The 24,958-nt window shown below is 43.4% G+C and carries 22 protein-coding genes and 2 pseudogenes; 11 read left to right on the top strand and 13 right to left on the bottom strand.

Translation table 11 applies throughout. The annotated features are described in order from the left end of the window. Positions 1-4: 4 nt before the first annotated feature. The 4 genes from HOP38_RS10355 to HOP38_RS10340 all read left to right on the top strand — a co-directional run bounded on the left by HOP38_RS10355 (position 5) and on the right by HOP38_RS10340 (position 4,527). A complete protein-coding gene (locus HOP38_RS10355) occupies positions 5-1,354 on the top strand; it encodes a cache domain-containing protein (protein ID WP_198557998.1) in 1,350 nt (449 codons plus the stop codon). Continuing rightward, a complete protein-coding gene (locus HOP38_RS10350; protein WP_006073738.1) occupies positions 1,354-1,989 on the top strand; it encodes a response regulator transcription factor in 636 nt (211 codons plus the stop codon). The genes HOP38_RS10355 and HOP38_RS10350 overlap by 1 nt, the downstream gene beginning before the upstream one ends. 194 nt (positions 1,990-2,183) lie before the next feature. Then, positions 2,184-2,660 (top strand): MarR family winged helix-turn-helix transcriptional regulator, encoded by a 477-nt coding sequence (locus HOP38_RS10345; RefSeq protein WP_006073734.1) that lies wholly within the window; start codon positions 2,184-2,186, stop codon positions 2,658-2,660. Between the two features lie 295 nt (positions 2,661-2,955). After that, positions 2,956-4,527: a BCCT family transporter gene (locus HOP38_RS10340; RefSeq protein ID WP_006073732.1), complete on the top strand. Its 1,572-nt coding sequence runs from the start codon at positions 2,956-2,958 to the stop codon at positions 4,525-4,527. Positions 4,528-4,604: 77 nt separating this feature from the next. Here HOP38_RS10340 and HOP38_RS10335 read toward each other — a convergent pair whose 3' ends face one another. After that, positions 4,605-5,237 (bottom strand): CatB-related O-acetyltransferase, encoded by a 633-nt coding sequence (locus HOP38_RS10335; RefSeq protein ID WP_198557997.1) that lies wholly within the window; start codon positions 5,235-5,237, stop codon positions 4,605-4,607. 403 nt (positions 5,238-5,640) lie between these two features. Here HOP38_RS10335 and HOP38_RS26230 point away from each other — a divergent pair. Together HOP38_RS26230 and HOP38_RS26225 are read left to right on the top strand one after the other, a co-directional pair. Continuing rightward, positions 5,641-6,354, top strand: a pseudogene (locus HOP38_RS26230) (cache domain-containing protein); the annotation flags it as partial. Next, a pseudogene (locus HOP38_RS26225) lies at positions 6,352-7,524 on the top strand (methyl-accepting chemotaxis protein); the annotation flags it as partial. The pseudogenes HOP38_RS26230 and HOP38_RS26225, both read left to right, overlap by 3 nt. 45 nt (positions 7,525-7,569) lie before the next feature. Here HOP38_RS26225 and HOP38_RS10325 read toward each other — a convergent pair. From HOP38_RS10325 to HOP38_RS10300, 6 genes are all read right to left on the bottom strand, one after another. After that, complete coding sequence (locus tag HOP38_RS10325; RefSeq protein ID WP_198558277.1) at positions 7,570-8,286, bottom strand: 3'-5' exonuclease; 717 nt, start codon at positions 8,284-8,286, stop codon at positions 7,570-7,572. Positions 8,287-8,295: 9 nt separating this feature from the next. Beyond that, positions 8,296-10,185, bottom strand: coding sequence for a putative nucleotidyltransferase substrate binding domain-containing protein (locus HOP38_RS10320; protein WP_038225878.1), 1,890 nt, complete (start codon positions 10,183-10,185; stop codon positions 8,296-8,298). A gap of 134 nt (positions 10,186-10,319) precedes the next feature. Next, positions 10,320-11,510: an amino acid aminotransferase gene (locus HOP38_RS10315; protein ID WP_062457275.1), complete on the bottom strand. Its 1,191-nt coding sequence runs from the start codon at positions 11,508-11,510 to the stop codon at positions 10,320-10,322. Positions 11,511-11,774: 264 nt separating this feature from the next. Then, entirely contained in the window at positions 11,775-12,083 is a 309-nt protein-coding gene (locus HOP38_RS10310; RefSeq protein WP_006073723.1) for a hypothetical protein, read from the bottom strand. Positions 12,084-12,289: 206 nt separating this feature from the next. Further along, positions 12,290-13,690 carry an asparagine--tRNA ligase gene (asnS, locus tag HOP38_RS10305; protein WP_063603779.1) on the bottom strand — a complete coding sequence of 467 codons (1,401 nt, stop codon included), beginning with the start codon at positions 13,688-13,690 and terminating at the stop codon, positions 12,290-12,292. A gap of 124 nt (positions 13,691-13,814) precedes the next feature. Beyond that, positions 13,815-15,434: a methyl-accepting chemotaxis protein gene (locus HOP38_RS10300; protein ID WP_198557995.1), complete on the bottom strand. Its 1,620-nt coding sequence runs from the start codon at positions 15,432-15,434 to the stop codon at positions 13,815-13,817. A gap of 334 nt (positions 15,435-15,768) precedes the next feature. On the opposite strand from HOP38_RS10300, the gene HOP38_RS10295 reads away from it, so the two are divergent. The 4 genes from HOP38_RS10295 to queD are packed head-to-tail and all read left to right on the top strand — an operon-like array spanning position 15,769 to position 18,946. Then, a complete protein-coding gene (locus HOP38_RS10295; protein ID WP_198557994.1) occupies positions 15,769-16,383 on the top strand; it encodes a hypothetical protein in 615 nt (204 codons plus the stop codon). Next, positions 16,373-17,398 (top strand): glycosyltransferase family 2 protein, encoded by a 1,026-nt coding sequence (locus HOP38_RS10290; protein WP_006073716.1) that lies wholly within the window; start codon positions 16,373-16,375, stop codon positions 17,396-17,398. Before HOP38_RS10295 ends, HOP38_RS10290 begins: the two co-directional genes overlap by 11 nt. Continuing rightward, the gene (locus HOP38_RS10285) at positions 17,391-18,524 is read left to right on the top strand and encodes a hypothetical protein (protein WP_198557993.1); all 1,134 of its coding nucleotides are present in this window, start codon (positions 17,391-17,393) and stop codon (positions 18,522-18,524) included. The genes HOP38_RS10290 and HOP38_RS10285 overlap by 8 nt, the downstream gene beginning before the upstream one ends. A 59-nt stretch (positions 18,525-18,583) precedes the next feature. Beyond that, on the top strand, positions 18,584-18,946 hold the full coding sequence (queD, locus tag HOP38_RS10280; RefSeq protein ID WP_006073712.1) for a 6-carboxytetrahydropterin synthase QueD: 363 nt from the start codon (positions 18,584-18,586) through the stop codon (positions 18,944-18,946). Between the two features lie 80 nt (positions 18,947-19,026). On the opposite strand, the gene HOP38_RS10275 is transcribed toward queD, so the two are convergent. From HOP38_RS10275 to HOP38_RS10260, 4 genes are all read right to left on the bottom strand, one after another. Then, positions 19,027-20,388: an L-serine ammonia-lyase gene (locus tag HOP38_RS10275; RefSeq protein WP_006073710.1), complete on the bottom strand. Its 1,362-nt coding sequence runs from the start codon at positions 20,386-20,388 to the stop codon at positions 19,027-19,029. An 89-nt stretch (positions 20,389-20,477) separates the two neighbouring features. Next, positions 20,478-21,728 (bottom strand): aromatic amino acid transport family protein, encoded by a 1,251-nt coding sequence (locus tag HOP38_RS10270; RefSeq protein ID WP_038225865.1) that lies wholly within the window; start codon positions 21,726-21,728, stop codon positions 20,478-20,480. Positions 21,729-21,955: 227 nt separating this feature from the next. Then, positions 21,956-22,549, bottom strand: a complete 594-nt coding sequence (locus HOP38_RS10265) for a CoA pyrophosphatase (protein WP_006073708.1) — start codon at positions 22,547-22,549, stop codon at positions 21,956-21,958. An 18-nt stretch (positions 22,550-22,567) separates the two neighbouring features. Next, on the bottom strand, positions 22,568-22,903 hold the full coding sequence (locus HOP38_RS10260; protein WP_006073707.1) for an Hpt domain-containing protein: 336 nt from the start codon (positions 22,901-22,903) through the stop codon (positions 22,568-22,570). Between the two features lie 309 nt (positions 22,904-23,212). Here HOP38_RS10260 and HOP38_RS10255 point away from each other — a divergent pair, with 309 nt between their 5' ends. After that, a complete protein-coding gene (locus HOP38_RS10255; protein WP_031494304.1) occupies positions 23,213-24,082 on the top strand; it encodes a sigma-70 family RNA polymerase sigma factor in 870 nt (289 codons plus the stop codon). Positions 24,083-24,096: 14 nt separating this feature from the next. Here the strand turns inward: HOP38_RS10255 and HOP38_RS10250 are convergent, their stop codons facing one another. Both HOP38_RS10250 and HOP38_RS10245 read right to left on the bottom strand, forming a co-directional pair. Next, the gene (locus HOP38_RS10250) at positions 24,097-24,477 is read right to left on the bottom strand and encodes a hypothetical protein (RefSeq protein WP_006073701.1); all 381 of its coding nucleotides are present in this window, start codon (positions 24,475-24,477) and stop codon (positions 24,097-24,099) included. Between the two features lie 102 nt (positions 24,478-24,579). Further along, on the bottom strand, positions 24,580-24,939 hold the full coding sequence (locus HOP38_RS10245) for a hypothetical protein (protein WP_198557992.1): 360 nt from the start codon (positions 24,937-24,939) through the stop codon (positions 24,580-24,582). Between the last annotated feature and the right edge of the window lie 19 nt (positions 24,940-24,958).

Here is a 24,958-nt window from a genome sequence, read left to right as displayed (position 1 = left end):
TTCTATGCCGCTCAAAGCAAAACTTATCTTACTGACACTCATCCCACTTATCATTGTGACGGCGAGTGTTAGTTGGATAACTCTTCACCAAGCAAAAGCCCTCGGAGAAAATGAAATTAACATTTTCCGAGAGAGCCTTATTCGCTCAAAAGAATCTGCTCTTAAAGATAGCGTCGAAATGGCCTTTGATGCCATTGAGCAGGTCTATAACAACTCCTCATTAACTGAAACTGAAGCTCAAAGCCAGGTCAAAGAAACGCTCAATCGTCTACGTTATGGAACCGATGGCTACTTTTTTGCCTACGACAAAAACGGCACCAACCTTGTCCACCCAATTCTTCCGCAGCTTGTCGGTCGAAACTTGTTAAAACTTCAAGACCAAGATGGTGATTACCTGATTGAAGCTTTGTTGTTTCAAGCTCAATCAGGAGGGGGCTATCACCAGTACTTATGGCAAAAACCTTCTACTGGAGAAACGGTCACCAAACTTAGTTATGCAGGTTGGCTGGATAAGTGGGACTGGATGATAGGGACCGGGCTGTATATCGAAGATGTGGCGCAAGAAGTGGCAATATTAAGGGCCGCCATTGATAACAATATCGAGACCACGATATTTTCTATCGTGACAATTTTCGCAGTAACAGTAGCGGTGATTATTGTACTGACCTTAGCGGTTAATTGGCACGAACATAAATTAGCTGATAAAAATCTAAAAGAGCTCGCCCATAAAACGGTGATGTTTCAGGAGGATGAACGTAAGCATTTAGCCAGAGAGCTTCATGATGGGGTAAATCAATTGCTGGTGTCGAGTAAATGTCATCTTGAGTTGATGGACACGAGAAGCGTTGATGATCGTTCTATGGGGCACTTACAGCAATCTCAATCTTCATTGTCAGAAGCAATAATGGAAGTTCGTCGAATTTCCCATCACTTACGTCCTAGTGCTTTGGATGATATAGGTTTGGAAGCAGCGATTACCACTCTCTTGCAAGATTTTAAAACTTACTCCATGGCAAGTACTGAACTGGTTTTAGACTCCAATGCCTCGAAACTCAAATCTGAAGTGGCGACTACACTCTATAGAGTGGTTCAAGAGTCTCTTAATAATATCGAAAAGCATGCTCAGGCGACCAAGGTCACCGTGTTCTTGAAGCAATTTGGCGGTGTACTACAGTTGATCGTCACCGATGATGGAGTTGGATTTGATGTTGGAAATGCGATGAATAGCCGTGGGATTGGATTAAGAAACATGCGCGAACGAGTGGAATTCATCGGGGGAGAGTTCGAGCTGATTAGTGAATATGGAAAGGGAACAGAAATTACCGTGTTGTTAAAGGTAGAGGAGGCAGTGTAATGGATGCCAAGATCCGAGTCGTCATTGTCGATGATCATCAGGTTGTTCTTGAAGGTTTTATGGCTAGGCTAGAGCGCGAGCCGGAAATCGATGTGGTTGCAACTGCAAGCAATGGTGTAGAAGCTATTGAGGTCGTCAAAAGCACTTTGCCGGATGTAGTCTTAATGGATGTAAGTATGCCGATAATGAACGGCATTGAGTCCACGCAAGTGCTTAAAGAAGAGCTTCCCAATATCCGAGTTCTAATGTTAACGATGCATGATAATCGTGAATACATTATGAAGGTAATGCAGGCAGGAGCGGTAGGTTACATGCTAAAGGAAATCTCCGCAGAGAAAATGGTGCAGGCAATTAAGACTGTTCACCAAGGGTCGACCTACTTTTGTGAGTCAGTCACCCAAACATTGTTCTCTCAAGAGATTACCCCTGTCGTAGCAAAGTCCAACCCATTGAGTCGACGTGAAGAGTCTGTGCTCAAGCTAGTAGCTCAAGGTTGTAGTAGTAAGAAAATAGCTCAGATGTTAGACATCTCCTATCGAACGGTGGAGACTCACCGTCAAAACATCAAACATAAACTGGATCTACATTCGACGGCAGAGTTGGCAAAATACGCTCTAGAAAATGGTTTGTCGTAGGGTGCTTAAACGATTTGGTTTAATATGCTCTTAACGAGTATAAAATAGGTGTGAAGCTAGATTTAGCGAGGGTTTAGGTTGTTTAAGTGGATAAAAGCTGTGATCAATTGAGATTTTTACTAAAATCACGACGCATTCTGTTTCGCGTTCTGTTATAAAGAGCGCGCTAACTCTTTGAAAGACTGGATTGGAAATTGGAAAAACACGAAGAAGTATTGGTGGCGTTACGCCAGATTATCCGCGCGATTGACCTACACTCTAAAAAGCTTAAGAAAGAGTGCGGCTTGACGGGGCCTCAGCTTATTTTGATGAAAGCTATCAAAGATATGGGTGATGTGACAATTCGTGAACTTTCAAACTCAACCAATATCAGCCAAGCCACGGCAACGACGATCATAGACCGCCTTGAAGCTCAAGATTATGTCCAACGTATTCGGAGTCAGCAAGACAAACGCAAAGTGCACGCAACTTTGACTGAGAAGGGGGAGGAAGTATTAAAAGATTCTCCTTTACCACTTCAGGATAGTTTTGTTCAGAAATTTCAGCGTCTAGAAAGTTGGGAGCAAACTTTATTGCTGTCGTCGATCCAGCGTATTTCGTTGATGATGAATGCCGACGATATTGACGCGTCTCCGGTTCTACAACTCGATAGTAATATTTCAAAGAACTAGTATTTTATTGGAATAGTGGCTTCATCAATTTGGGGCCATATGTCTCTTCTATTTTGGCCCTTAAACTCCCGCCCACTCCGATTTAATTCGAGTTCTAATCGTTAATTGTCTCAGTTCCATTTGGTACGAATTGTCTGACTTTCCTAACATTTTGTGAAATTCCGCTTATAATTTGGTAAAATACAGCGTTTGCAAAGCAGATATCGTTAAGGGTCAGCTGTTCGTTGTAGTCCAGCATTCATAGTTTTGACCTAAAATGCTTTGAGTTGAAAGGAATGGGTCATAGAGAGGATTAATGACAAAGGGTATTGATAAGTACAGTATTGATAGTACTGACTACACTATTGGGCAAGATAATGTCCAGAAATGGGGGTTTGATGTTCACAACCCTGTCTTCGGGATTAGTGCGGGATTTATTGCACTACTTCTCTTACTAACCGTCATTGTTGACGCGGATACCGCAAAATCTGCTCTTGATGGTATCAAACTAGCAATCATTGATAAATTTGATTGGCTATTCATGTGGTCTGGGAACATATTTGTTGTTTTCTGCCTAGCATTGATAGTGTCCCCATACGGTAAAATCCGCCTTGGTGGTAAAGATGCGGTCGCGGATTATTCGTTTATGTCATGGCTTGCCATGTTGTTCGCTGCTGGTATGGGTATTGGCTTAATGTTCTGGAGTGTAGCTGAGCCCGTGGCTTACTTTACTGGCTGGTTTGAAACTCCACTAGGTGTAGAGCCAAACACTGCGGCGGCAAGAGAGCTTGCAATGGGTGCTACTATGTTCCATTGGGGTCTACACCCATGGGCAATCTACGGCGTTGTTGCTCTTTCACTTGCCTTTTTTGCCTACAACAAAGGTTTACCTTTGTCGATGCGTTCAATTTTCTATCCGATTCTTGGCGACAGAGCTTGGGGTTGGGCAGGTCACATCGTTGATATTCTTGCGGTATTGGCGACATTGTTCGGCTTAGCAACATCTCTTGGTTTAGGTGCGCAGCAAGCAGCGAGCGGTATTCATCACGTGTTTGGTGTTGAGTCAGGAATGACTTTGCAAATTGTCGTTATTGCGGTCGTAACATTATTGGCGGTTGTTTCTGTATTACGCGGTATTGATGGCGGTGTTAAGGTAATTAGTAATATCAACATGATCATCGCCTTCTTGTTGCTTATATTAGTTGCTTTTATTGGTTATGCCGTTACATTTGCCGCGATTCCTGAGACGTTGTTTGCGTATATTAAGAACATTATTCCACTAAGCAACCCTCATGGACGCGAAGATGAAGTATGGATGCACGGCTGGACTGTGTTCTACTGGGCGTGGTGGATTTCATGGTCCCCATTCGTAGGTATGTTTATCGCGCGTGTATCTAAAGGTCGTACTGTTCGCCAATTTATTACAGCTGTACTTATCGTACCGACCGCAGTGACCGTGGTGTGGATGTCAGTATTTGGTGGCATGGCTATTGATCAAGTGATTAATCAAGTTGGCTCACTGGGTACCAATGGCTTAGGTGATGTTCCATTGGCGATGTTTGAAATGTTCGATGAATTGCCTATGGGTACGATGCTCTCTATCGTTGCTGTTGTGCTTGTTTTGGTGTTCTTTATTACGTCGTCAGACTCAGGCTCTTTGGTAATCGATAGTATTACAGCGGGCGGTAAAGTCGATGCACCAGTTATTCAGCGCGTATTCTGGGCGTTTATGGAAGGTGCTATCGCAGTTGCGCTACTTTGGATTGGTGGTAATGAGGCGATTGCAGCATTGCAAGCCGGTGCGATTTCATCTGCATTACCGTTCACCATCATTTTGCTGATGATGTGTGTGAGCCTATTGCTTGGTATGAGAACTGAAAAATACTGATTGCAATCTGAGCAGATAAGAAAGAGCGGCTAATTAGCCGCTCTTTTTGTTTATCGATGTTCAAATTATGATTGCTATTAACGGCTTTCATAGAGTGTGTGAGCACTTTCAAGTGCATCGATATCGCTGGCGCAAATGAAGTGTCGTAGCGCCTCGAATTTTTCTTCCCTCCATTGATAGATATTGAGTGTTAGCAAACGCTTTATGCTGTCGGCATCAAACCTATGCTTAATGACCTTTGCTGGGTTACCGCCAACAATGGAATAAGGCGCTACATCTTTCGTCACCACGCTATTCGTCGCAACTACTGCACCTTCACCAATAGACACTCCTGGCATGAGCATCGCTCGCATGCCAATCCATGCACCATCAGAAATAATGGTATCGCCTTTCGATTGATAAGCTTGTTCGACATTGTCCAAAAATGGATAGAGTGAAAACCAATCGAGTCGATGAGTGTGGTTGCCACCCATAAGTATTATTGCTTCCGCCCCGATACAGACATAATCGCCTATATATAGTTGGTCAATGTCCCATGGCGGCGACTTATGTCGAGTTTGCTCGTCGCCATGCAGGTAGCGGACGACCGACGACTCGAAACCATTGTCGTAAGCGTCGCTGTAATAACTATGCGTACCTTTAATGTGGATATTAGGGTTAGTCACAGTTTGATGGAGTAGTTCAAACCGAGTCCAATGTTTGGAGTTCATAGTGAACCTCTAAAATTAGCCAAAGTGAATGTCGAGAAATTCTCGCGAGTTTTTGAGTGCTGTCAGCACAAAAGTCAACATTAGCTAATGAATGTGAGGTTGCTTCAAGTAGGCAATGGCCTCGACAATTGCATATTGTCTTTGGTAGATCTTTAACATGTCGAGCCCTAAAGAAATGGAGTGATCAGCCGATTATAGTGGAGTTGATTAAATCTCCAGCATAATACAAATAAAAACATTGTTTGTAAAATTAGTGGGGTCAATGAAACGTCACTACAAAATGCTTATAAGTCAATATATTGGCGCTCGATTTTGCTGCTGAATATGTATATTATTCGCACGCCACGTAGTGGTTAACAATAAAAATAACAACCAAAATCCGACAAAGACAGAATAATAAACTATGAACTTATCATTAAGACAAAAGCTTATTGCTGCCACACTCAGTGCGGTGGTGCTCATGGCGGTCGCGTTGACCATTCTTGCCGCTAATCAATTATCCTCGCAAACTAATGCTGCAATCAGTGCACGTGCGAACAACGTCTCATACGCTGCTGTAGAAGGCATTAAAAACTGGGTCGATATTCGCAAAACTATCGCCACTGCGTTCAACGGTTTTGTTGATCAAGAGGATAAAGTTCCATATTTACAGCAAGCTCGCATAGCGGGTGGCTTTGACGACATTTTCTTTGGCACTCCGGCTGGTGAAATGTTCCGCTCTCACCCTGAGCGTAATCGTGCTGATTACGATCCTCGTACCCGTCCTTGGTATCAAGAGGCTCAGGCTGCGAATAAACAGATTATCACTGAGGCCTATCAAGATGCCATTACCAACGCACTGTTGGTGACAATTGCAGAGCCAGTAAAACAGCACGGCCAACTTATGGGGGTCGTTGGGGCTGATGTTCTCATTGACCAATTAGTTAACGATGTAATCAGCTTAAACGTCGGTAATAATGCGACAGCAATGCTCATTGATCTGACTAATGGCACTTTCTTAGCGCACCCTAACAAATCGCTACTTCTAAAGCCTGTGACGGCATTGGGTCAGAGTTTTAATATCCAAACTATTCAGCAAAAAGCGTCCGATAACTCAATGTTGGAGCTTAAACTAAACGGTACTGAGAAGCTGATGTTCTTCTCGAAGGTTCCCGGAACAAACTGGGTGTTTGCGGTTGAACTTGATAAAGCGACAGAACTAGCGGGTCACAAAACGGCATTAACTCAACTGATTATTACCTCTCTGATTATTGTTATTTTGGTTGGTATTGTAGCGTCGTGGTTGATGAGTTTCTTAGTGAATGACCTCGCTCGCGTGTCAAAAGCATTGAAAGAGATTGCTTCTGGTGAAGGTGACCTAACTCAGCGTTTAGAACCGCGTAGTAAAGATGAAGTAGGGCAGTTGGCTAGAAACTTCAATACGTTCGTCAGCTATATGCATGAAACGGTCATGCACCTGAAAGATGTATCATTGGCTCTATCGGAGCAAGCTAAAGATACGGCAACGCATGCCCGAGTGCGTAGCCAGCGTATTCAAACACAGCAAGATGAAATCAACATGGTTGCGACAGCGATTAACGAGATGGCTGCGGCCACTCAAGAAATCGCAAGTAATGCCGACATGACAGCATCTAATTCGTCAGAAGCGGTTGGTGCGAGTAATCACGGTGCCGGCCAAGTTTCTCAAACTCAAGGCTCTATTCAAAATCTGGCGGCAGAAGTTCAAGTGGCGACGGGCGTAATTCAAGAGCTTGAGACGCACGGTAATAGCATCAATACCATTCTTTCGACTATTCAAGACATCGCTGAACAAACGAACTTGCTCGCTCTTAATGCAGCAATTGAAGCAGCACGTGCAGGAGAGCAGGGTCGTGGTTTTGCGGTTGTTGCGGATGAGGTTCGTGTGCTTAGTCAGCGTACTCATGCGTCGACTCAAGAAATTCAAAGTACGATTGAAACCTTGCAAGCAACCACTGCAAAAGCGGTGGGTATTATGAACGATAGTCGAAAACTGGCTGACACTAGTGTTGACGATGCGAACTGTGCAGCAGCGAGCCTAACGCAAATTCATGCGGCTGTTGAACAAATCAGTGATATGGCTGCGCAAATAGCTACGGCAGCGGAAGAACAAGCGTCTGTGACCTCTGAAATCACTCGAAATACCCAAGGTATACGTGATGTGTCTGATGAGTTAGCTGAAGAAGCTCAGGAAGCTGCACAGCAAGCCGTTGACCTATCTAATTTATCTCAGAAACTAGAGAAAGAGATTGGTCGCTTTAAGATCTAATCTTATTTCCCCTCTGACCAAACGTGGTCAGAGGGGAATGCAAAGTTATAGCCAAATCTCGCTAATCGTATGTTTGCCTTCGAAATGATAAGCAAGCTGAGCTTGCAAAAGTTCTGCTGTCGCGATGGCATCGGTCAGCGCATGATGAGGTGGGTAATCAGGTAAACCATATCGACGTCGGCTTTGGCCAAGTCTCACAGAGTCTGCTCGTTTCCCTTTCAGTTTATTAATAATGCCTCCGGTCAGGCGCGATTGATAATCCGATTCGATTTGCATGGTATCGACAACCGGAAACTCAATGCCTTCTCCAATCATTCGCTTAAGCGCACTATTTAGAAAGCCTCTCTCAATGGGTCGATAATGGACAACGATAATTTTTCCCGCTAGCGCTGAAAGGACATCGCCCAATACTTCATCCAATGTTGGGGCATCAAGAATGTCGTTGTGCGTAATCCCGTGAATGACAACGGATTCTTCTTCAAGCTTAGCTTTGGGTCTGATGGTCCAATGCGCTGCTTGCTTGAGACGAATACGAGACGCGGTAAATGGCACTAAACCGATAGAGAGAATTCCGTCCTTATCTGGATTTAGTCCGGTGGTTTCGAAATCCAGTGCAACGAACTCTAACTCACTTAATGGCGTGTCTGCGGCAGGTAGTCCAGCAGAGTAAAATGCTTGTAGACGCTCATCATTAACTCGTTCTGCCAAGGTCGCAAACTTGTTTGCCCACTGGACGGAAGGGGGCTGAAGTAATTTCTTAATCATTTGAACCTACTTTAACGCGTTATTTGCTTGGTAACGGAATTTGAGGAAATTTTGACCGTTACTTAAGATCTGGAACGCGTCTTTTAAGTTTCGACGCTCAAAGTCAGAAAGATTTTCAGGCTCGATATTGTTATCTGGTTCTATTCCTTGCTCTACGTCGATAGCTTGGTGGCTAATGCGTACCATAGAGATAAACTCAAGCGCGTCTTTGAGATCTCGGGCACGGCCTTTGGGTAATATTCCCGCTTCATGAATGTCGTCCAGTCGTTCAAATGAATTAGTAGAGCGAGAACCTACCGCCAACGCGTGTACTCGAATTAGGTCGACCAAAGGTGCAGTACCACGACGTTTGAGGTTGATGGAGTTGTTATGTTGACCATCTTTTTCCATCACAAAATCTTTAAAGAAACCGAGAGGCGGTTTTCGGTTTAAGGCATTTCGCGCCAAACAGGCGAGGAATCGGTTGTTACGACGGGCACGGCGGACAATAAAGCTATTTAGTTGCTCGGCCCATTTCAACTTGCCGTACACACCATCGAGGTCAAAGAAGATCGATGCATTCAACAGGGCTTTCGGGTTAGGATCATCAATCCAATCAGAGAAACATGCTTCCCACTCTTTGCGAGTCATGCGCCATTCCGGGTTGGTGGCCATGATGTCACCCGTGCAGTAACTGTACCCACAGTCTGCCAGAGCATCACAAATGAACTTAGCAAAGGCTTCGAAGTACTTCCCATGTTTCTTCTCATCGTAGCTGTCATCAAGAATAATGGCGTTATCCTGGTCTGTGACAACAAGTTGTTCGTCTCGTCCCATTGAGCCAAGTGCTAAGAAGCAGTAAGGGATAGGCGCACTTCCGAGTTCTTCTTCTGCAAGTTCAATTATGCGCTGCTTGAAGCTTCTGCCAATGACCGACATGGCGGTTCCTACCATGTGAGCATTAGCATCTTCGTTAACTAAACGGACAAAGCTGTCTCCAACTTGTTCGGAGAGCGATTTAAGCTCTTCAACGGACTGTTGTTGGAAAATACTGCTCACCAGTAATAACGAATTCTGCGATTCGTAACGGACGATATCGGTAGTTTCTATGATGCCGATAGGCTGTTTGTTTTTGAGTACCGGCAAGTGATGCACGTTGTAACGAAGCATGGTAAGCATGGCTTCGTAAACATAAGCATTGTGGTCGAGAGAAATCACATCGGTAGACATCACGCTACCCACTTCATCTTGTGGGTCAAGGCTCTCTGCTAGCACACGAGTACATAGGTCCCGATCAGTGATAATGCCGAGGACTGGAGAAGTGTCTTCCTCATCATTGTCTACAATTTCTGGGTCAATGATCAGTAACGATGATACTTGTTCGTCCGCCATCAATCTTGCAGCGTTTTGGATGGTACTGGAACGCTCAATAGTTGGAGCGTCACGCGTTAGTAAAGTTCTTACTTTGGATGTGGTCAGGTCATTCTCATTGGTATTATTGGAAACCGCTTGGCGTAAACGTACCGTATCTTCTACTTCTACAAAATCAGCAAATGAATCGAAGCCGTCATAAAGCTCCTGAAAGATCTCGGCTGACAAGCAGTAAACTAACGTGTCCTCGACAGCTTTTGCAGGAAAACGGACTTTGTTGTTCGTCAGCAGTCCCATCTGCCCAAATAGGTCTCCCTCATCCAGGCGATTATATAGCTCTCCTTTACGACGGTAGATTTCAACCACACCACTGCGAACCATATAAAGGTCGTGAATATCATCACCAAAATGGATGATGGGGGTGTCTTGTCGGTAGTACGCAATTTCCATATGTTGAGATACATAAAGTACGGTCTCTTCTGGAAGTTCGTCAAAAGGAGGGTGGGAGGCTAGGAAGTTTTGAATTTCCAAGATTTCTGCGTCCATGTGCGGCCTTAGCTGTCGGTCAATGCTTTAATACTACACGCAGATACAAAAAAGGTCAGCCGAAGCTGACCTATTATTTGCACCTGCTAGTTGCATTTGTTCAATGCTAAGGCTTTGATTCTATGAGCTAGAGCTTATAGAACTGCGGCGATACCTTTACATAGTGGACCCATGTTTGACTTTGTCATACCAGCAACACTGATACGTCCAGAACCAACGATGTAAATACCGAACTCTTCTTTTAAGCGGTTAACTTGCTCTTTAGTCAAGCCTGAGAAAGAGAACATGCCATTTTGGCGCTCGATGAAGCTAAAGTCTGCATCTACGCCTTCAGCTTTAAGAGTTTCAACGAATAGTTCACGCATTTCTTGGATACGGTCGCGCATTTCTGCCACTTCTTGTTCCCATTCTGCGCGCAATGCTTGGTCATTTAGAATGTGAGTGACTACTGCAGAACCGTGCGCTGGTGGGTTAGAGTAGATTGAACGGATGATGCTCTTAACTTGAGAGAAAGCCGTAGTTGCTACTTCTTCGGAAGTCGCAACCAATGTGAACGCACCAACACGCTCGTTATATAGACCAAAGTTCTTAGAGAAAGAGCTTGCCACTAGAATCTCTTTGTTGTGTTTAGCGAACGCACGTAGACCTTGAGCGTCTTCTTCTACACCTTTAGCAAAGCCTTGATAAGCAAAGTCAAATAATGGGATTAAGCCTTTTTCTGCAACAAGTTTAGCTAATTGGTCCCACTCATCGGCAGTAGGATCGATGCCTGTTGGGTTATGGCAGCAACCGTGTAGCAACACAATATCGCCAGCTGACGCTTGTTCAAGATCTGCAACCATGCCTGCAAAGTCTTTATCTTTAGTTTCAGCGTCGTAGTAACGATATTGCGCGGTTTCGATACCTGCAGCGCTAAATACGCCATTATGGTTCGCCCAAGTAGGGTTGCTGATCCAAATCTTCACTTCACCAAGCTGACGCTTGATGAACTCACCAGCAACACGAAGTGCGCCAGTACCACCTGGAGCTTGAGCTGTTTTGGCACGTTTTTCGGCAACGATCTCTGAATCAGCGCCGAAAAGCAGTTTTTGAACAGCTAGACCGTATTCAGCTGTCCCTTCAATCGTTAGATAAGATTTGGTTTTCTCAGTCTCCAGCAGTGCCGCTTCTGCTTTCTTAACAGTCGCTAGAACGGGAGTTTCACCTTGTTCATTCTTATAGATACCAACACCTAAGTTAATTTTCTCTGCGCGAGTGTCTTTTTTAAACTCTTCTGTAAGACCAAGGATTGGATCGGCGGGTGCTGCAACAACTTTTTCAAACATATTCTTCATCCATGTTAATTGAAGGGGCAATCAAAACGTTTGTTAACAAACGACAACAGCCTATTTATACCTTTCAAGGCTATAGGAGACAACCACATTAAAGAAGAAAACAGAAAATTATTTTGATTTGAAACAGAAAAGGACACTAATTCATTGTTTGTGTATGTAAAGTTCTAGAAATAGTGTTTGAGTTGCTAGGTTAAGTTATAACTAACGTGCTCTTTATGCAGCAATGGAAAGCACGTTAGCTAAGATAGATAACGATTAATCGTCTTTGCCTTTAAGCTCGTGCTCAGATTCTACAGCTTGAGTTTCTATATCTGGGTTTTGGTCTAATTTATCTTTTAGCCATTCGTTGAGATGTTTAACAATAGCGGTTGTTGCATGCTCTTTTGTTGCGCTTTCATTGTCATCCACTTCTAGCGCTTGTTTTGGGTGCAATCCGGTTTCATCTTCGGCAACATGTAGCCAATCAGGATGCCAGTAATATGGTTGACCACTTGAAGCTTGCCATTTATGAACGCCGTCTGATTCACCATAGTATTCAATGTCTTTTACTGTAAATTTTCCCATCATGAGACCTCGTTCTATATAAAGTTTACACTCTAAATGTAGTGCTAATAGGATGAATTACCAACTGAATATTCGATTCGAATTTGCAAATTAAGCATTCAGTTATCCGCTCTTGAATTGGCATGTGATGAAATAAAAAGACCACCTTAAGCGGTGGTCTTTAAATTGGATTCTATCTCTGCTCGTAAGAGCAAAATGAGTAAGAATTAGAAGTTCGCGCTGCGAGGTGCACGTGGGAACGGAATCACATCGCGGATGTTTGCCATGCCAGTCACGTAAGATACTAGACGTTCAAAGCCTAGACCAAATCCTGAGTGAGGTACTGTGCCATAACGGCGAAGATCGCGGTACCAGTTCATGTGCTCAGGGTCGATACCCATTTCTACCATACGCTTGTCTAGAAGTTCTAGACGTTCTTCACGTTGAGAACCACCGATGATTTCACCAATGCCCGGTGCCAGTACGTCCATAGCCGCTACTGTTTTACCGTCATCGTTCATACGCATGTAGAACGCTTTGATGTCTTTCGGGTAATTCTTAACAACAACTGGTGCGTTGAAGTGCTCTTCCGCTAGGTAGCGCTCATGCTCAGAAGACATATCGATACCCCATTCAACAGGGAACTCGAACTCTTTACCTGAATCAAGCAGGATTTGAATTGCGTCAGTGTAGTCTACCTGCGCGAAGTCAGATTCCACAAACTTCTCTAAACGAGTAATTGCTTCTTTGTTGATGCGTTGAGCAAAGAACTCAAGATCATCACGACGTTCTTCCAATACCGCTTTGAACACATATTTCAGCATGTCTTCAGCCAGTTTCGCTGCGTCATCAAGGTCTGCAAACGCGACTTCAGGCTCAACCATCCAGAATTCCGCTAGGTGACGGCTAGTATTTGAGTTTTCAGCACGGAAAGTTGGGCCGAATGTGTACACTTTGCTTAAAGCACAAGCATATGCTTCAGCGTTAAGTTGACCAGATACCGTCAGGAATGTTTCTTTACCGAAGAAATCTTCGTTGAAGTCTACATCACCTTGCTCTGTCAATGGCAGGTTAGCCATATCTAGCGTAGAAACGCGGAACATCTCACCAGCACCTTCTGCATCAGAAGCCGTGATAAGTGGTGCAGACATCCAGAAATAGCCTTGCTCGTGATAAAAGCGATGGATAGCTTGAGATAGGCAGTTACGTACACGCGCAACAGCACCAATAACATTGGTACGTGGACGCAGGTGAGCAACTTCACGCAGATACTCGATTGAGTGACGTGTTTTCGCCATCGGATAAGTATCAGCATCTTCAACCCAACCAACAACCTTAACGTCTGTCGCTGCAAGTTCGAAGTCTTGACCTTTTGCTGGAGACTCTACGATGGTACCTGTTACTTCAACAGAACAGCCTGTTGTTAGCTTCAGTACTTCATTCTCGTAATTATTAAGATTATTAGGGACCACGGCCTGAATCGGGTCGAAACAAGAGCCGTCGTAGATGGCAAGGAAAGAGATTCCAGCTTTGGAATCACGACGTGAACGGATCCAGCCGCGTACAGTGACTTCACTGTCAACAGCTAGCTTACCGCTTAGTACGTCAGTTACAGGCGCGTAAGTCATGTTATTAATCTTCTCCATGGAGGTAACAATACAACCCAATGACTTTGGCTAACATTTAGCCAATTCATTGGGTTGCTACTAAATTTCTTTTCAAAGGGACATATTACCTGTCAATTTTTACGGTTCAACCTTTATTGTGGTTATTCAGCATAAATTGATTCAGTAACGTATCGAGTTGGTGGGAGAGTTGCTGCAAATCCATGCTAATTTGGTGAGTTTGAGTCGCCGAGTCCGAGGCTTCATTGGCATGCTCACTAATTACGACGGTTTTTTGACCAACGTTTTCGCTGGTTTCTCGGTTAGCTTGTATTTGCTCTTGCACTTGACTAGCGATGTCAGTCGTAGCCTCAATTTGAGATACAACGGTCTGCATTTTATCTGCCAGTGCTTGAACCTCATCCGCTCTTTGGTGAGCTGTTTCGGAGACGTTTCGAACCGCTTGAACGGAATGGCTACTGCCTTGTTGGAATTTGGCAATGATATCTTCAATATCATTAGTCGCTTGCGTGGTTCTGCTAGCCAGAGAGCGAACTTCATCTGCTACAACCGCAAAACCACGCCCTTGCTCTCCAGCTCGCGCAGCTTCAATAGCAGCGTTTAGTGCAAGCAAGTTTGTTTGGTCTGCGATTCCTTTGATTGTCGACAGAATTGCTGAGACTTGCTCTGTCTGTTCATTAAGCTCAGAGATATGAGAGGAGACTTGGGTAATGTCTTGTACCAACGATTCGATATCATTACTTGCAGATTGAGCTTCGGTGCTGCTCGCTTTTGTCAGTTCACACGTCTCTTGCATCAACTGCGATGCGCGTTCGGTTGCGTCACTAACAGTGGCCTGTTGCTGTTTCAGCATCTGCATGTTGGATTCTACTGCCGCGGTTTCATCAAGCTGACGTTTGGCGATAGATTCGTTATTTTCGGCAATGCTTGTTAGTTTGTCTGCATTTGAACTGACAGTTTGCGCCGTAGATTGCACTTTAGTCAGGCTATCTGAGACCGTGTCTAGAAATGCATTGATGTCATTAGTTAAATCACCGACTTCATCATTTTGTTTTTGCGATAACCTAATGGACAGATCTTTGCTGCCACTTACACGAGTCATAAATTTGGATGTTGTCTGGACTGGCCCAACAATAAATCGACGAGCAATAAATATCGTTGCTAAGTAACCAAGAAATGCGATGGCAGCCATAATCGCGACAGCAATAGCGGTTCGCTTATTGATGAATCCATTGACTTGATTCAGGTTGTATTCGATGCGAATGGCACCCAATACTTCGCCTTCTTTTGTCATGTGGCAGGTAACGCAATTTGTACCTCGATAGTTGGTACTTGCTTCCATTGGCAGGGCAACGACTAGGCCGCTTCCCCAATCTGCTTTGAACGGCTCTATAACCGTTTCGCCATTGAGGGCACGTTTATCGATGTCATCGACCGCCACTTGGTTTTCTAAACCTTGTCCATATAGCTTGGAAACAGCATCTCCTCTAAGAACACGAACGTTTTCAATATTCTCCTGAGCTAGTGCTTTATTTCTCAGCGTTTCCTTTTGAGCCATGGTACCTGTGAGCATCATCATGTTTAAGCTATCGAAATAGTTACTTGCTTTGTCATGAAGTTGTTCACTGAGGACTGAATAGATGAGATCCCTTTGTTGGTTATATTGATAAGTTGTCGAAATAATAACCACTGTTCCAAAGACCAATATAAGCGCTATTAAAAGTTTATTTGTAATTGTTAGACGCATAGTTTTTATTGTTAATGATATGGGCTGACAGAGTGAATATTAAGTTAACTTACCGGTGCTCTGGAAGGCATTTATTGGTAAAACCTCGAAAAGCTCATGGTTTTTTATGCAACTAATCTTGGAATTGAGAAATGAGACAAATATAAGTTGAGTTGGTATTTGTTGGTATGAGTTTAAATCGATGATGAAATACAAGGTGTGGATGAGTGGTGGTTTGTACCCTAAGTTTAATTATCGGTTGATCAAATCTTAATAAGCTTCTGACTAAATGTTGACAGTCTTTCCGTTAGGCAGGAGTAAAACATCATGAAATGTAACTAGTTGTAAATTAATTATGACCGAACAAAATCTCGAAAACACAACGTCTAGAGGCAATGTTAAAGGTAAAGAGTGTCGACTTAGAACAAGTCTAATTGCCATTCTGATTACGTTGTCTGGCTACTATTTGTGGGTTTTATATTTAGCGGCAACACCTAATGTAACGGTGGGCTATCAAACGTATTACATTGATAAAGCCACGCTTTTTTGGGGCAAGGATAATAACAACTTAGTGCTGCCTTTGTCAGGAATTATTGAGCCCGGAGAGCAGTCCCCATTTATTAGTCGTGAAGGCTGGAACTACGACTTACACACCGAGCTTGAGCGTAATAAAAATGAAGGTAGGAGACTGGTTCATTCTGGCGGTGTGTATTTTAACTTTGACCAAAACCCAACTCGTTCCGTGTATGTAAAAATTGATCTAGCGAAAAGCATTACTGAGCCCGTTTACGTTTCCATCGATGGTGAACATAAGACACGATTGGAGCCTATCGGTCAGCTGTCTCTTGCAGCTACATTGCCCGCAGCAAATATCGATGCGGCGCGTCCCATCCAATATATGCAATTTGAAACTCCGGCGAGTCTAACGGTCACCAAAATAACGATTAAGGACGGGGCTGATGAAAAGTAGCAACGAGTTTAGTTTATCCATATTAGTTCCCGTGTTTAATGAAGAAGAGTCGATCATACCGTTTATTGATGCGCTGGATAATGCCCTCAATGGAATGCGTCATCAATTAGATATTGTTTTCGTCAATGATGGTAGCTCTGATCGAACTCGCACGGTTATTGAAGAATTGATAGGCAAAGATAAACGGGTCACTTTAGTGAATTTGGCCCGAAATTTCGGTAAAGAAGCGGCGATGACAGCAGGTCTTGATCATGTTAGAGGTGATGCATGTGTCATTATGGACGTTGACCTTCAAGACCCTCCTGAACTCATATTAGAGTTTGTTAAAGAGTGGCAGACAGGTGAGTGGGACACTGTTTATGGCGTGCGCGAAGATAGAAGCAAAGACACGTGGATGAAACGAGTCTCTGCTGGTGGCTTTTATCGAGTCTTCAACTGGCTCGCATCAGAAACAACCTTGCCGGAAAATGCAGGTGACTTTCGTTTGATTGATCGAGTAGTGATAGAGGCGATGCGTCAACTACCGGAGAGAAATCGCTTTATGAAAGGCTTATTGGCTTGGGGGGCATTTCGTTCTAAAGGGATTACTTTTAAGCGTCCTGAAAGACATGTTGGTGAAACCAAATTTAATTACTGGAAGTTGTGGAATTTTGCAGTAGACGGTTTACTGAGTTTTACTGCATGGCCGTTGCGAATATGGGGATTTGTAGGGTGTGTGATTTCTCTACTCGCTTTTCTGTTTATGTTAAAGATAGTGATTGGCGCAACCTTCTTTGATATTAAGACTCCGGGATATGCCTCGACTATTAGTGTTGTACTTTTCTTAGGTGGCATTCAGTTGATCTCGCTTGGCATTATCGGCGGCTATATCAGCAGAATGTATCGTGAAATGAAACAGAGACCAATTTACCTTGTAGAAGGAATATATGGTCAATATGACAAGAGAAATAACCCAGAACAACCCCCTCTATCCGGGACGCAGAAAGTCGAGAAAGTGAGTTCAGTCCATGCATAATCCAAACTCTTCAATAATGTTAACCAAAGACCAATGGATAACACTCTTGCTGGCAGTGATCACTAGTCGTATCGTTTTTGCCGCTTTTGGTTTAATAGGAACGTACTCATTCAACCCTGAAGCGATCAAGGACATCGATATTTGGCATCAAATGTGTCGCTTTGACTGTGTATGGTTTAGGCGAATAGCGGAAGATGGTTACGCGCTAGTGCCTAGCTATATGAGGCAAAGCAACGGAGCTAACTGGGCGTTTATGCCCATGTCCCCTTATCTCGCGAAAACAGTGAATTACGTCGTTAATAACATCAACCTGTCATTGGTCTTAGTGTCTAATGTGACCCTCATTGCTGGCACTGCTGCTTTAGTGATGGCATTGAAACAGATGAAGCTCAGCAATAATGCGCAAGATACGGCAATATGGTTAATGTGCTTCTCGCCTTATACGGTTTATTCATTAGCGGGCTATTCTGAGCCGCTGTATATTGCCTTGGTAGCAGGACTCTTCATTGCTTGTTATCGCCAGAATTGGTTATTGGTCGCTGTATTAGGGATGTTAGCTGCAGTGACGCGAAATCTAGGTGTGATGTTAGTATTCTCTGTACTCTTTATTGGCATCCAGCACTATGGGCTAAGTAGTTTTTATCGATTTAAAACTCGCGGTTTGGCGGTTATTGCGGCTATTTGGGTCATCCCATTAGGCTTCTTTACTTACATGGCTTATTTGTACTTCCATATGGGAGATGCATTGGCATTCGGTCATATTCAAGTGGCGTGGGGCAGAACCTTTAGTAATCCATTTGTTTGGTTGGAATATGGATTTGAAAGAGGTGGTCCAAAGCTCTATCTCACCATTGTTTCTTTACTTGGCTTCGCACTTAACGGCTATCTAATCTACAAAAAGCGTTATGCTGAAGCGCTATTTATGTTTATCAACTTAGTGATACCTTTATCATCGGGTGTCAATGCGATGCCACGTTATATCTTTGGTTTGTATCCTACTTATCTGGCGATTATCTTGTTGCTTGAATCTTACCCAAGAGCAAAAATGCCAGTACTGTTGTGCGGTGCAGCCATGTCGACATTTATATCTATCGGGTTTTTCTCGTCGTCGTTCTTTACGGTATAGCTTGAGATAGAGCTCGGTTTTCAGTAGGATTGCGTGTCATTTTTTAACAGAGATATCCTATGAAAACTGAGTTGTATAAAGAGTTCATGTTCGAAGCTGCACATCATCTTCCGCATGTGCCAGAGGGCCACAAGTGCGGTCGTCTGCATGGACACTCTTTTTTAGTGCGTCTCTATGTTGAAGGTGAAGTCGATCCGCATACTGGTTGGGTAGTCGATTTTGCAGAGATCAAAGCAGCATTCAAACCAATTTACGATCGTTTAGACCACTACTACTTGAACGATATTGAGGGACTAGAGAACCCTACCAGTGAAGTACTGGCCAAATGGATTTGGGGGCAGCTTAAGCCTAACCTACCGCTATTAAGTAAAGTAGAGATCAAAGAAACGTGTACTGCAGGTTGTATCTACAAAGGCGAATAAACCGCTAGCTGCTAAACGTTACTATGACCATAAAAAAACCGAAGCTCAGGCTTCGGTTTTTTGTTATTGGAATTTACCTATTAGCAAACAACCTTGATTGCCAAACCGCCTTGAGAGGTTTCACGGTATTTAGCATTCATGTCTTTACCCGTTTCAAGCATAGTTTCGATAACTTTATCCAATGACACACGAGGTGCAGAAGCACGACGAAGCGCCATTCGAGTCGAGTTAATTGCCTTAACCGCAGCAATACCATTACGTTCAATACATGGTACTTGAACTTGTCCTGCAACAGGGTCACAAGTTAGACCGAGGTTGTGTTCCATTGCGATTTCAGCTGCCATACAAACTTGCTCAGGGCTTCCACCCATAAGTTCAGCAAGACCTGCCGCCGCCATAGAACATGCAACACCAACTTCACCCTGACAACCTACCTCGGCACCAGAAATCGATGCATTTTGCTTGTACAGTCCACCGATTGCGCCCGACGCAGCAAAGTAGCGGATGTAGTCTTTTTCAGTCACGGTTTGGATAAACTTGTCGTAGTAAGCAAGTACCGCTGGAATGATGCCACAAGCACCATTGGTTGGAGCGGTAACAACGCGACCACCTGCTGCGTTTTCTTCGTTTACAGCAAAAGCAAACATGTTCACCCAGTCAACTACCGACATCGGGTCAGTTGTGGTTTTTTCTGATGTGATCAATTGTTGGCGAAGTGCTGCTGCACGACGTGGAACACGCAGTGGACCAGGCAGAATGCCTTCAGTGCTCATGCCGCGTTCCATACACTCACGCATTGTTTTCCAAATATTAGCGAAGTACGTACGAGTCTCTTCATCTGAGTGTACAGCGTGCTCATTAGCCATAACCAGTGTGCTGATTGATAGGCCATTTTCTTTACACAGTTCTACCAGTTCTTCTGCTGAGTTGAACTCATAAGGAGCTTTTAATGCTGATACTTCTTCTTTTCCGAAGTGCTCTTCATCAACAATAAAGCCGCCGCCAATAGAGTAGTAAGTTTTTGAATACGCTTTTTCGTCATCGATCCAAGCGTGGATCTGCATGCCGTTTTCGTGAAGCTCTAAATTAGTGGAGTGGAAATTCATGCCGCCGTCACGAGGAAATGAAACGGTGTGACAGTGCATGCCAACTGGAAGACGCTCTGTTTCTTCAACACGGGCAATGAAACTTGGGATTGAGTCGATGTCGACTTTTTCTGGTGAGTTACCAGCCAAACCCATAATGATTGCGATATCTGTGTGGTGACCTTTCCCTGTCAGTGATAGTGATCCATAAACATCTACAGTGATCTTGGTGATGTCTCTTAGCTTACCCATTGAACGCAGGTCGTCGATGAACTCTTTACCAGCTTTCATCGGGCCTACGGTGTGAGAGCTTGAAGGTCCAACACCAATTTTGTAGATATCAAAAACACTGATCATACTGATTTACCTCTAGAAAAGCCCCCAAAGTACATGGAGGCTTATATTATCGTTATTGTTTAACCGAGATGTTCAACTGACGAAGTCAATTAAAAAGCGCCGTAGATTACAGAAGTAATCGCTGCAATACCACAGATTGCTGTAAAGATTTGTACAGGTGCTGAAGTTTGGAACTTAGCCATAGCCGGAACTTTCTTCATTGCATATACAGGCATTAGGAATAGGATTGCCGCAATCATTGGCGCACCCATTGTTTCAATCATGCCTAGGATGCTTGGGTTGATGATAGAAACAATCCAAGTAGTAATAACGATGAATAGTAGAGATGCTTTCTCGATCTTAGAAACTGGTGCTTTAGAACGAGACTTACCTAGACCTACAAGACCTTCGTGTGCACCTAGGAAGTGACCAAAGTAGCTTGAAGTGATTGCGGCGAACGCAACAACAGGGCCAAGGATAGAAATCAGTGGAGATTCGTGAACGTTAGCTAAGTAAGAAAGAACAGAGATGTTTTGCTCTTGTGCAATCGCTAGTTGCTCTGGAGATAGAGATAGAACAACAGAGAATACGAAGAACATTACAAAACCCATTAGCATCATCGCTGCACCGCCAGTGATCATGTCAGTCTTCTTAACCGCATCTTCACCGTATACACGACGCTGTTCTTTAGAGAACTGGCTAATAATTGGGCTGTGGTTGAAAGAGAAAACAATGATTGGAATCGCTAGCCAGATAACTGCTGGCATTGAACCCCAGTCAGGGCTAACGCTCATCATTGAAGTATTCCAATCTGGGATTAGGTATACAGATAGAGCAAGTAGGATGAATACTAGTGGGTAAACCATCGCGGAAGTCGCTTTCAGCATAAGCTCTTTCCCGAATACTACACCACAAGTCATCGCTGCAATCAGACAGCCTGAAAGCAACCAGCGTGGGATAGATTCCATACCCATTTGGTTCACTAGGAATGAATCAACTGTGTTTGTGATACCTACACCGTAGATTAGAACGATTGGATAGATAGCGAAGAAGTATGCAAAAGTGATGAGGTTCGCACCAGTTTTACCAAAGTGTTCTTCTACTGTGTCGGTAATATCCGCTTCTGGGTTCTTAGCAGAAAGAACGAAGCGAGCTAAGCTTTTGTGTGCAAACCAAGTCATTGGTGCTGCAATTAGGGCTAGGATAACTAATGGCCAAAAGCCGCCAGCACCTGCTTTAATTGGAAGGAAAAGTACACCAGCACCAACCGCCGTACCGAATAGAGAAAGAGCCCAGGTGAAATCCTTATAGGTCCACTTAGACGAAGAACGGCTCGTTGCCGTAGTAGTTGTGGTAGTCATAGTTTGTTACTCATTTTGGGAACAGGAAATAAGTCGGGGGCATTTTGCATGCTTTTCTCACGTGAAAATTAGATCTAGGTCATGATTTGTAGCGGGATATTGATACTAATGATGGATTCGTTATTTGGGTCACGTTTTTTACGTGCCAGAGATTAGATTGACTATTGCGATGCATTAGTAAAACTAATGAAAAATAACGCAATCGATTGGCTGGTGTTGGTGGTCTGTTAACTAAGTTGCAGCTGTGTTTGTAAACTTTCAATAATTTGTGCGGTCACGCCCCAAATGAAGTGCTCTTTATATGGAATAGAGAGAACGCGGTGTGGTTTTCCACGTACAGTAAATTGCAATGCTGACATGTTTTCTGGATGAGCGAGAAACTCAAGTGGTACCTCAAATAGAAAGTCCACTTCATTAGCATCTATCGAAGGGCGGTAATTACTATCCACAAATGCAAGAACAGGTGTAACGTTAAATTGGGTAACGGTGACCAGACGAGGAAGATGGCCAATGACGGATACTTCATCATAGCGTAAGCCTATTTCCTCTTCAGCCTCGCGAAGAGCAGTGAAGGTTGCGTCTAGGTCATCTTCTTCAACTTTTCCTCCGGGAAAACTAATTTGTCCCGGATGATGCTTCAAATGGCTAGCGCGTTTCGTCAATATGACATGCAGACACTGATTTCTTTCAACTAAACCAATAAGAACGCTCGCTTCCCTGAGCGCTGATTTATCAAGATGTTCCGTCCTTGATTTAGAACCATCATGATAGTCTGCTAACTGATGTAACTGGAATCGTTCTAAAAACTCGTGCTTAGTCATTGGTGCCTTACTGTTTAGTTACACGGCGGAAGCGAGATATTCATTGATTTGCCCCTTGATAACATCGAGCTCTTGAACAACAAACTGAATATCTTCGCTGTTAGGAGCATCACTGTTTCTGGTTGAACCTTCTATAGCTTCGAGTTTTTCGACGGCCTTAGTCTCACCAAAGCTGGCTAGTATGCCTTTTAATGAATGGGCGGTAATAAATAGCTCACTCCAGTTTTGTTCGTTGAACAAGGCTTGGATTTTTTCCGCACCATCCTCGTGTTCTTCCATAAATGCCATGAATACCGCAGCGATGATATCGTCGTCATTATCCATGTAGCCGCGCAATACCTCAAAATCTATCATTGTAGCGTCCCTGTTGTTGTAAAGAGTGAATAAGTAGTGTTCCTAAGTAGATTACCTACCAACTTCAGATAGTTACCAAAATAGTATAGTTCATAGAAAATTAAAATCTGCAGAAACACACGATCTAAACTTGAACGACCATGAAACTAAATTTCTAATACTTTTATACTATTTTTAAGAGAATTTAGCTTATTCGATAGGACTAAATTTTGATGCATAGCATAAACGCGTCTATGCTTATTCGTGCGACTTAGATCACACCAATAATAATTAATTGGCTAGGAGTAGCGCCATACAAAGGAGCTAATGATGAGCACAAGGACAGAAAGGCTTAACAAACAGTATGAAGAGCGTGGTACAGATTTCTATTCAAAGTATATCCATGACGTCGTGGGTATCGACTTGCTATCGCCCGAGCAAGAGTATCATTATGCGACGTTAGCACGCCGGGGTGATAAGGCTGCTCGAGACGTATTAATCGAATCTAACTTACGATTGGTAGTAAAAATCGCCAGAAATTATACGAAGAGAGGGTTGAGTAATCACACGATTCTTGATCTCATCGAAGAAGGGAATTTGGGACTTATTAAAGCGATTGACAAATTCGAACCAGAAAAAGGTTTTCGCTTTAGCACTTACGCAGTTTGGTGGATTCGTGAAAGCATCGAGTCTTCACTAATGAACACGGGACGAACCGTTCGCCTGCCAGTTCATGTTATTAAAGAAATAAACCGATTATCGAAGCAAACTAACGAGATTATTGCTGATCTTCAACGCCCGCCATCTGTTAAGGAAATCGCTGAAAAAACCGCGAAATCTCAAGCTCAAATCAGTGATTTGATCCACATGAGTGGCTTTATTGAGTCGAGTTCATCTGTTGATACTATTGATAAAGAATTTCAAAGTTTAGAAACTTGTAAGTCAGAGGCTATCCCAGAGCCATACGATATATGTCACAACGAGAAGTTATTGCAGAGTCTAGAAAGTGTGGTCTTGTCTCTTCCAGAAAAATACCGTGACATTGTGATTCATCGGTTTGGTTTGTTTGGCAAAGAAGTGCTAACACTGGACAATCTGGGAGAAATGTTTGGGCTATCGAAAGAGCGAGTACGTCAGCTTCAACAGGAAGGGATCAGCAAGTTGCAAAACAAACTTAAATTTGACGGTTGGATCAACTAACCAGGCGAAGTGAGTTAGTGAACTTTTAAGACGTTTTCTACTTGTTCCAGCAGAAGCATTAATCGATCTTTTGAGCTCGATGGCTTCATAGCTGTCATAAGACGTTTGAACGCGGCTCTGTAAACTCGGTTTTTGATAACCAGTAATAGAGTCGCTTCTAATTTCCGTAATCGTGTTGCACTGTCCTCAGCGTCAATCGAAAGTTCGTCAATTTTGTTGGATGAACTCAGTTTGTGTTTTTCAAAACAGGGTACATACCCTGATAAATACCACGCTTCAACCATCTCTCTAACTTCAATTTCCTCAAGTGGAACCTCATTCTCAGTGAAAGTCACTTGATCAGGAAGCGATTGATTATATTCCGTGTCGAATATGTCATTTACATATTTATACATACGTATCTACGGTAGCAGTATGGCTAACGTCCGCTATCTATTGATAATATTAAATATAAGCTAACAGGATGAAAATTAAAAGTAATTGTATTAGTTGCATATCTATTCGTGTGACTCTAATCCAATATGCTTTGTTAGCAAATATTCCAAATATGCTTTCTCGATAGACCCGCGTCGCCATATTGTTGCGACACGCTTTGCAGCAAAATAGTAGGCTTTGTGTTTTAGCAGAGTATTCAAAGTACAGCTAAGCCGTGAGAAGTTATCTGCATGTGTCCAGAAATCCATTTTGATATCTGCAGCGGTTTGAAAAGGAGATAGCCCTGTTTCCATCCAGCAACGTAAAATCTCTCTTATTTCAAGTTCTTCTTCCGGAATATCGCCGCTAACGAGGTTAACTTTAAGGGGAGGTGATATTCGATATCGTTCATCGTATACGTCATCTACATACACATATCGCATGACTCGCTCCTTGCTCCTA

Origin of the sequence: Vibrio mediterranei (genome assembly GCF_013364395.1) — a bacterium.
Classification (GTDB): Bacteria; Pseudomonadota; Gammaproteobacteria; order Enterobacterales; family Vibrionaceae; genus Vibrio; species Vibrio mediterranei.
This window is presented reverse-complemented; position numbering and strand designations above follow the sequence as displayed.

What these genes read in the sequence shown, in the direction of transcription:
- HOP38_RS10355 (WP_198557998.1), top strand. Translation starts at nt 5, where the DNA reads ATGCCGCTCAAAGCAAAACTTATCTTACTGACACTCATCCCACTTATC.
- HOP38_RS10350 (WP_006073738.1), top strand. Translation starts at nt 1,354, where the DNA reads ATGGATGCCAAGATCCGAGTCGTCATTGTCGATGATCATCAGGTTGTT.
- HOP38_RS10340 (WP_006073732.1), top strand. Translation starts at nt 2,956, where the DNA reads ATGACAAAGGGTATTGATAAGTACAGTATTGATAGTACTGACTACACT.
- HOP38_RS10335 (WP_198557997.1), bottom strand. Translation starts at nt 5,237, where the DNA reads ATGAACTCCAAACATTGGACTCGGTTTGAACTACTCCATCAAACTGTG.
- HOP38_RS10320 (WP_038225878.1), bottom strand. Translation starts at nt 10,185, where the DNA reads ATGGACGCAGAAATCTTGGAAATTCAAAACTTCCTAGCCTCCCACCCT.
- HOP38_RS10315 (WP_062457275.1), bottom strand. Translation starts at nt 11,510, where the DNA reads ATGTTTGAAAAAGTTGTTGCAGCACCCGCCGATCCAATCCTTGGTCTT.
- HOP38_RS10310 (WP_006073723.1), bottom strand. Translation starts at nt 12,083, where the DNA reads ATGGGAAAATTTACAGTAAAAGACATTGAATACTATGGTGAATCAGAC.
- asnS (WP_063603779.1), bottom strand. Translation starts at nt 13,690, where the DNA reads ATGACTTACGCGCCTGTAACTGACGTACTAAGCGGTAAGCTAGCTGTT.
- HOP38_RS10300 (WP_198557995.1), bottom strand. Translation starts at nt 15,434, where the DNA reads ATGCGTCTAACAATTACAAATAAACTTTTAATAGCGCTTATATTGGTC.
- HOP38_RS10295 (WP_198557994.1), top strand. Translation starts at nt 15,769, where the DNA reads ATGACCGAACAAAATCTCGAAAACACAACGTCTAGAGGCAATGTTAAA.
- HOP38_RS10290 (WP_006073716.1), top strand. Translation starts at nt 16,373, where the DNA reads ATGAAAAGTAGCAACGAGTTTAGTTTATCCATATTAGTTCCCGTGTTT.
- HOP38_RS10285 (WP_198557993.1), top strand. Translation starts at nt 17,391, where the DNA reads ATGCATAATCCAAACTCTTCAATAATGTTAACCAAAGACCAATGGATA.
- queD (WP_006073712.1), top strand. Translation starts at nt 18,584, where the DNA reads ATGAAAACTGAGTTGTATAAAGAGTTCATGTTCGAAGCTGCACATCAT.
- HOP38_RS10275 (WP_006073710.1), bottom strand. Translation starts at nt 20,388, where the DNA reads ATGATCAGTGTTTTTGATATCTACAAAATTGGTGTTGGACCTTCAAGC.
- HOP38_RS10270 (WP_038225865.1), bottom strand. Translation starts at nt 21,728, where the DNA reads ATGACTACCACAACTACTACGGCAACGAGCCGTTCTTCGTCTAAGTGG.
- HOP38_RS10265 (WP_006073708.1), bottom strand. Translation starts at nt 22,549, where the DNA reads ATGACTAAGCACGAGTTTTTAGAACGATTCCAGTTACATCAGTTAGCA.
- HOP38_RS10260 (WP_006073707.1), bottom strand. Translation starts at nt 22,903, where the DNA reads ATGATAGATTTTGAGGTATTGCGCGGCTACATGGATAATGACGACGAT.
- HOP38_RS10255 (WP_031494304.1), top strand. Translation starts at nt 23,213, where the DNA reads ATGAGCACAAGGACAGAAAGGCTTAACAAACAGTATGAAGAGCGTGGT.
- HOP38_RS10250 (WP_006073701.1), bottom strand. Translation starts at nt 24,477, where the DNA reads ATGTATAAATATGTAAATGACATATTCGACACGGAATATAATCAATCG.
- HOP38_RS10245 (WP_198557992.1), bottom strand. Translation starts at nt 24,939, where the DNA reads ATGCGATATGTGTATGTAGATGACGTATACGATGAACGATATCGAATA.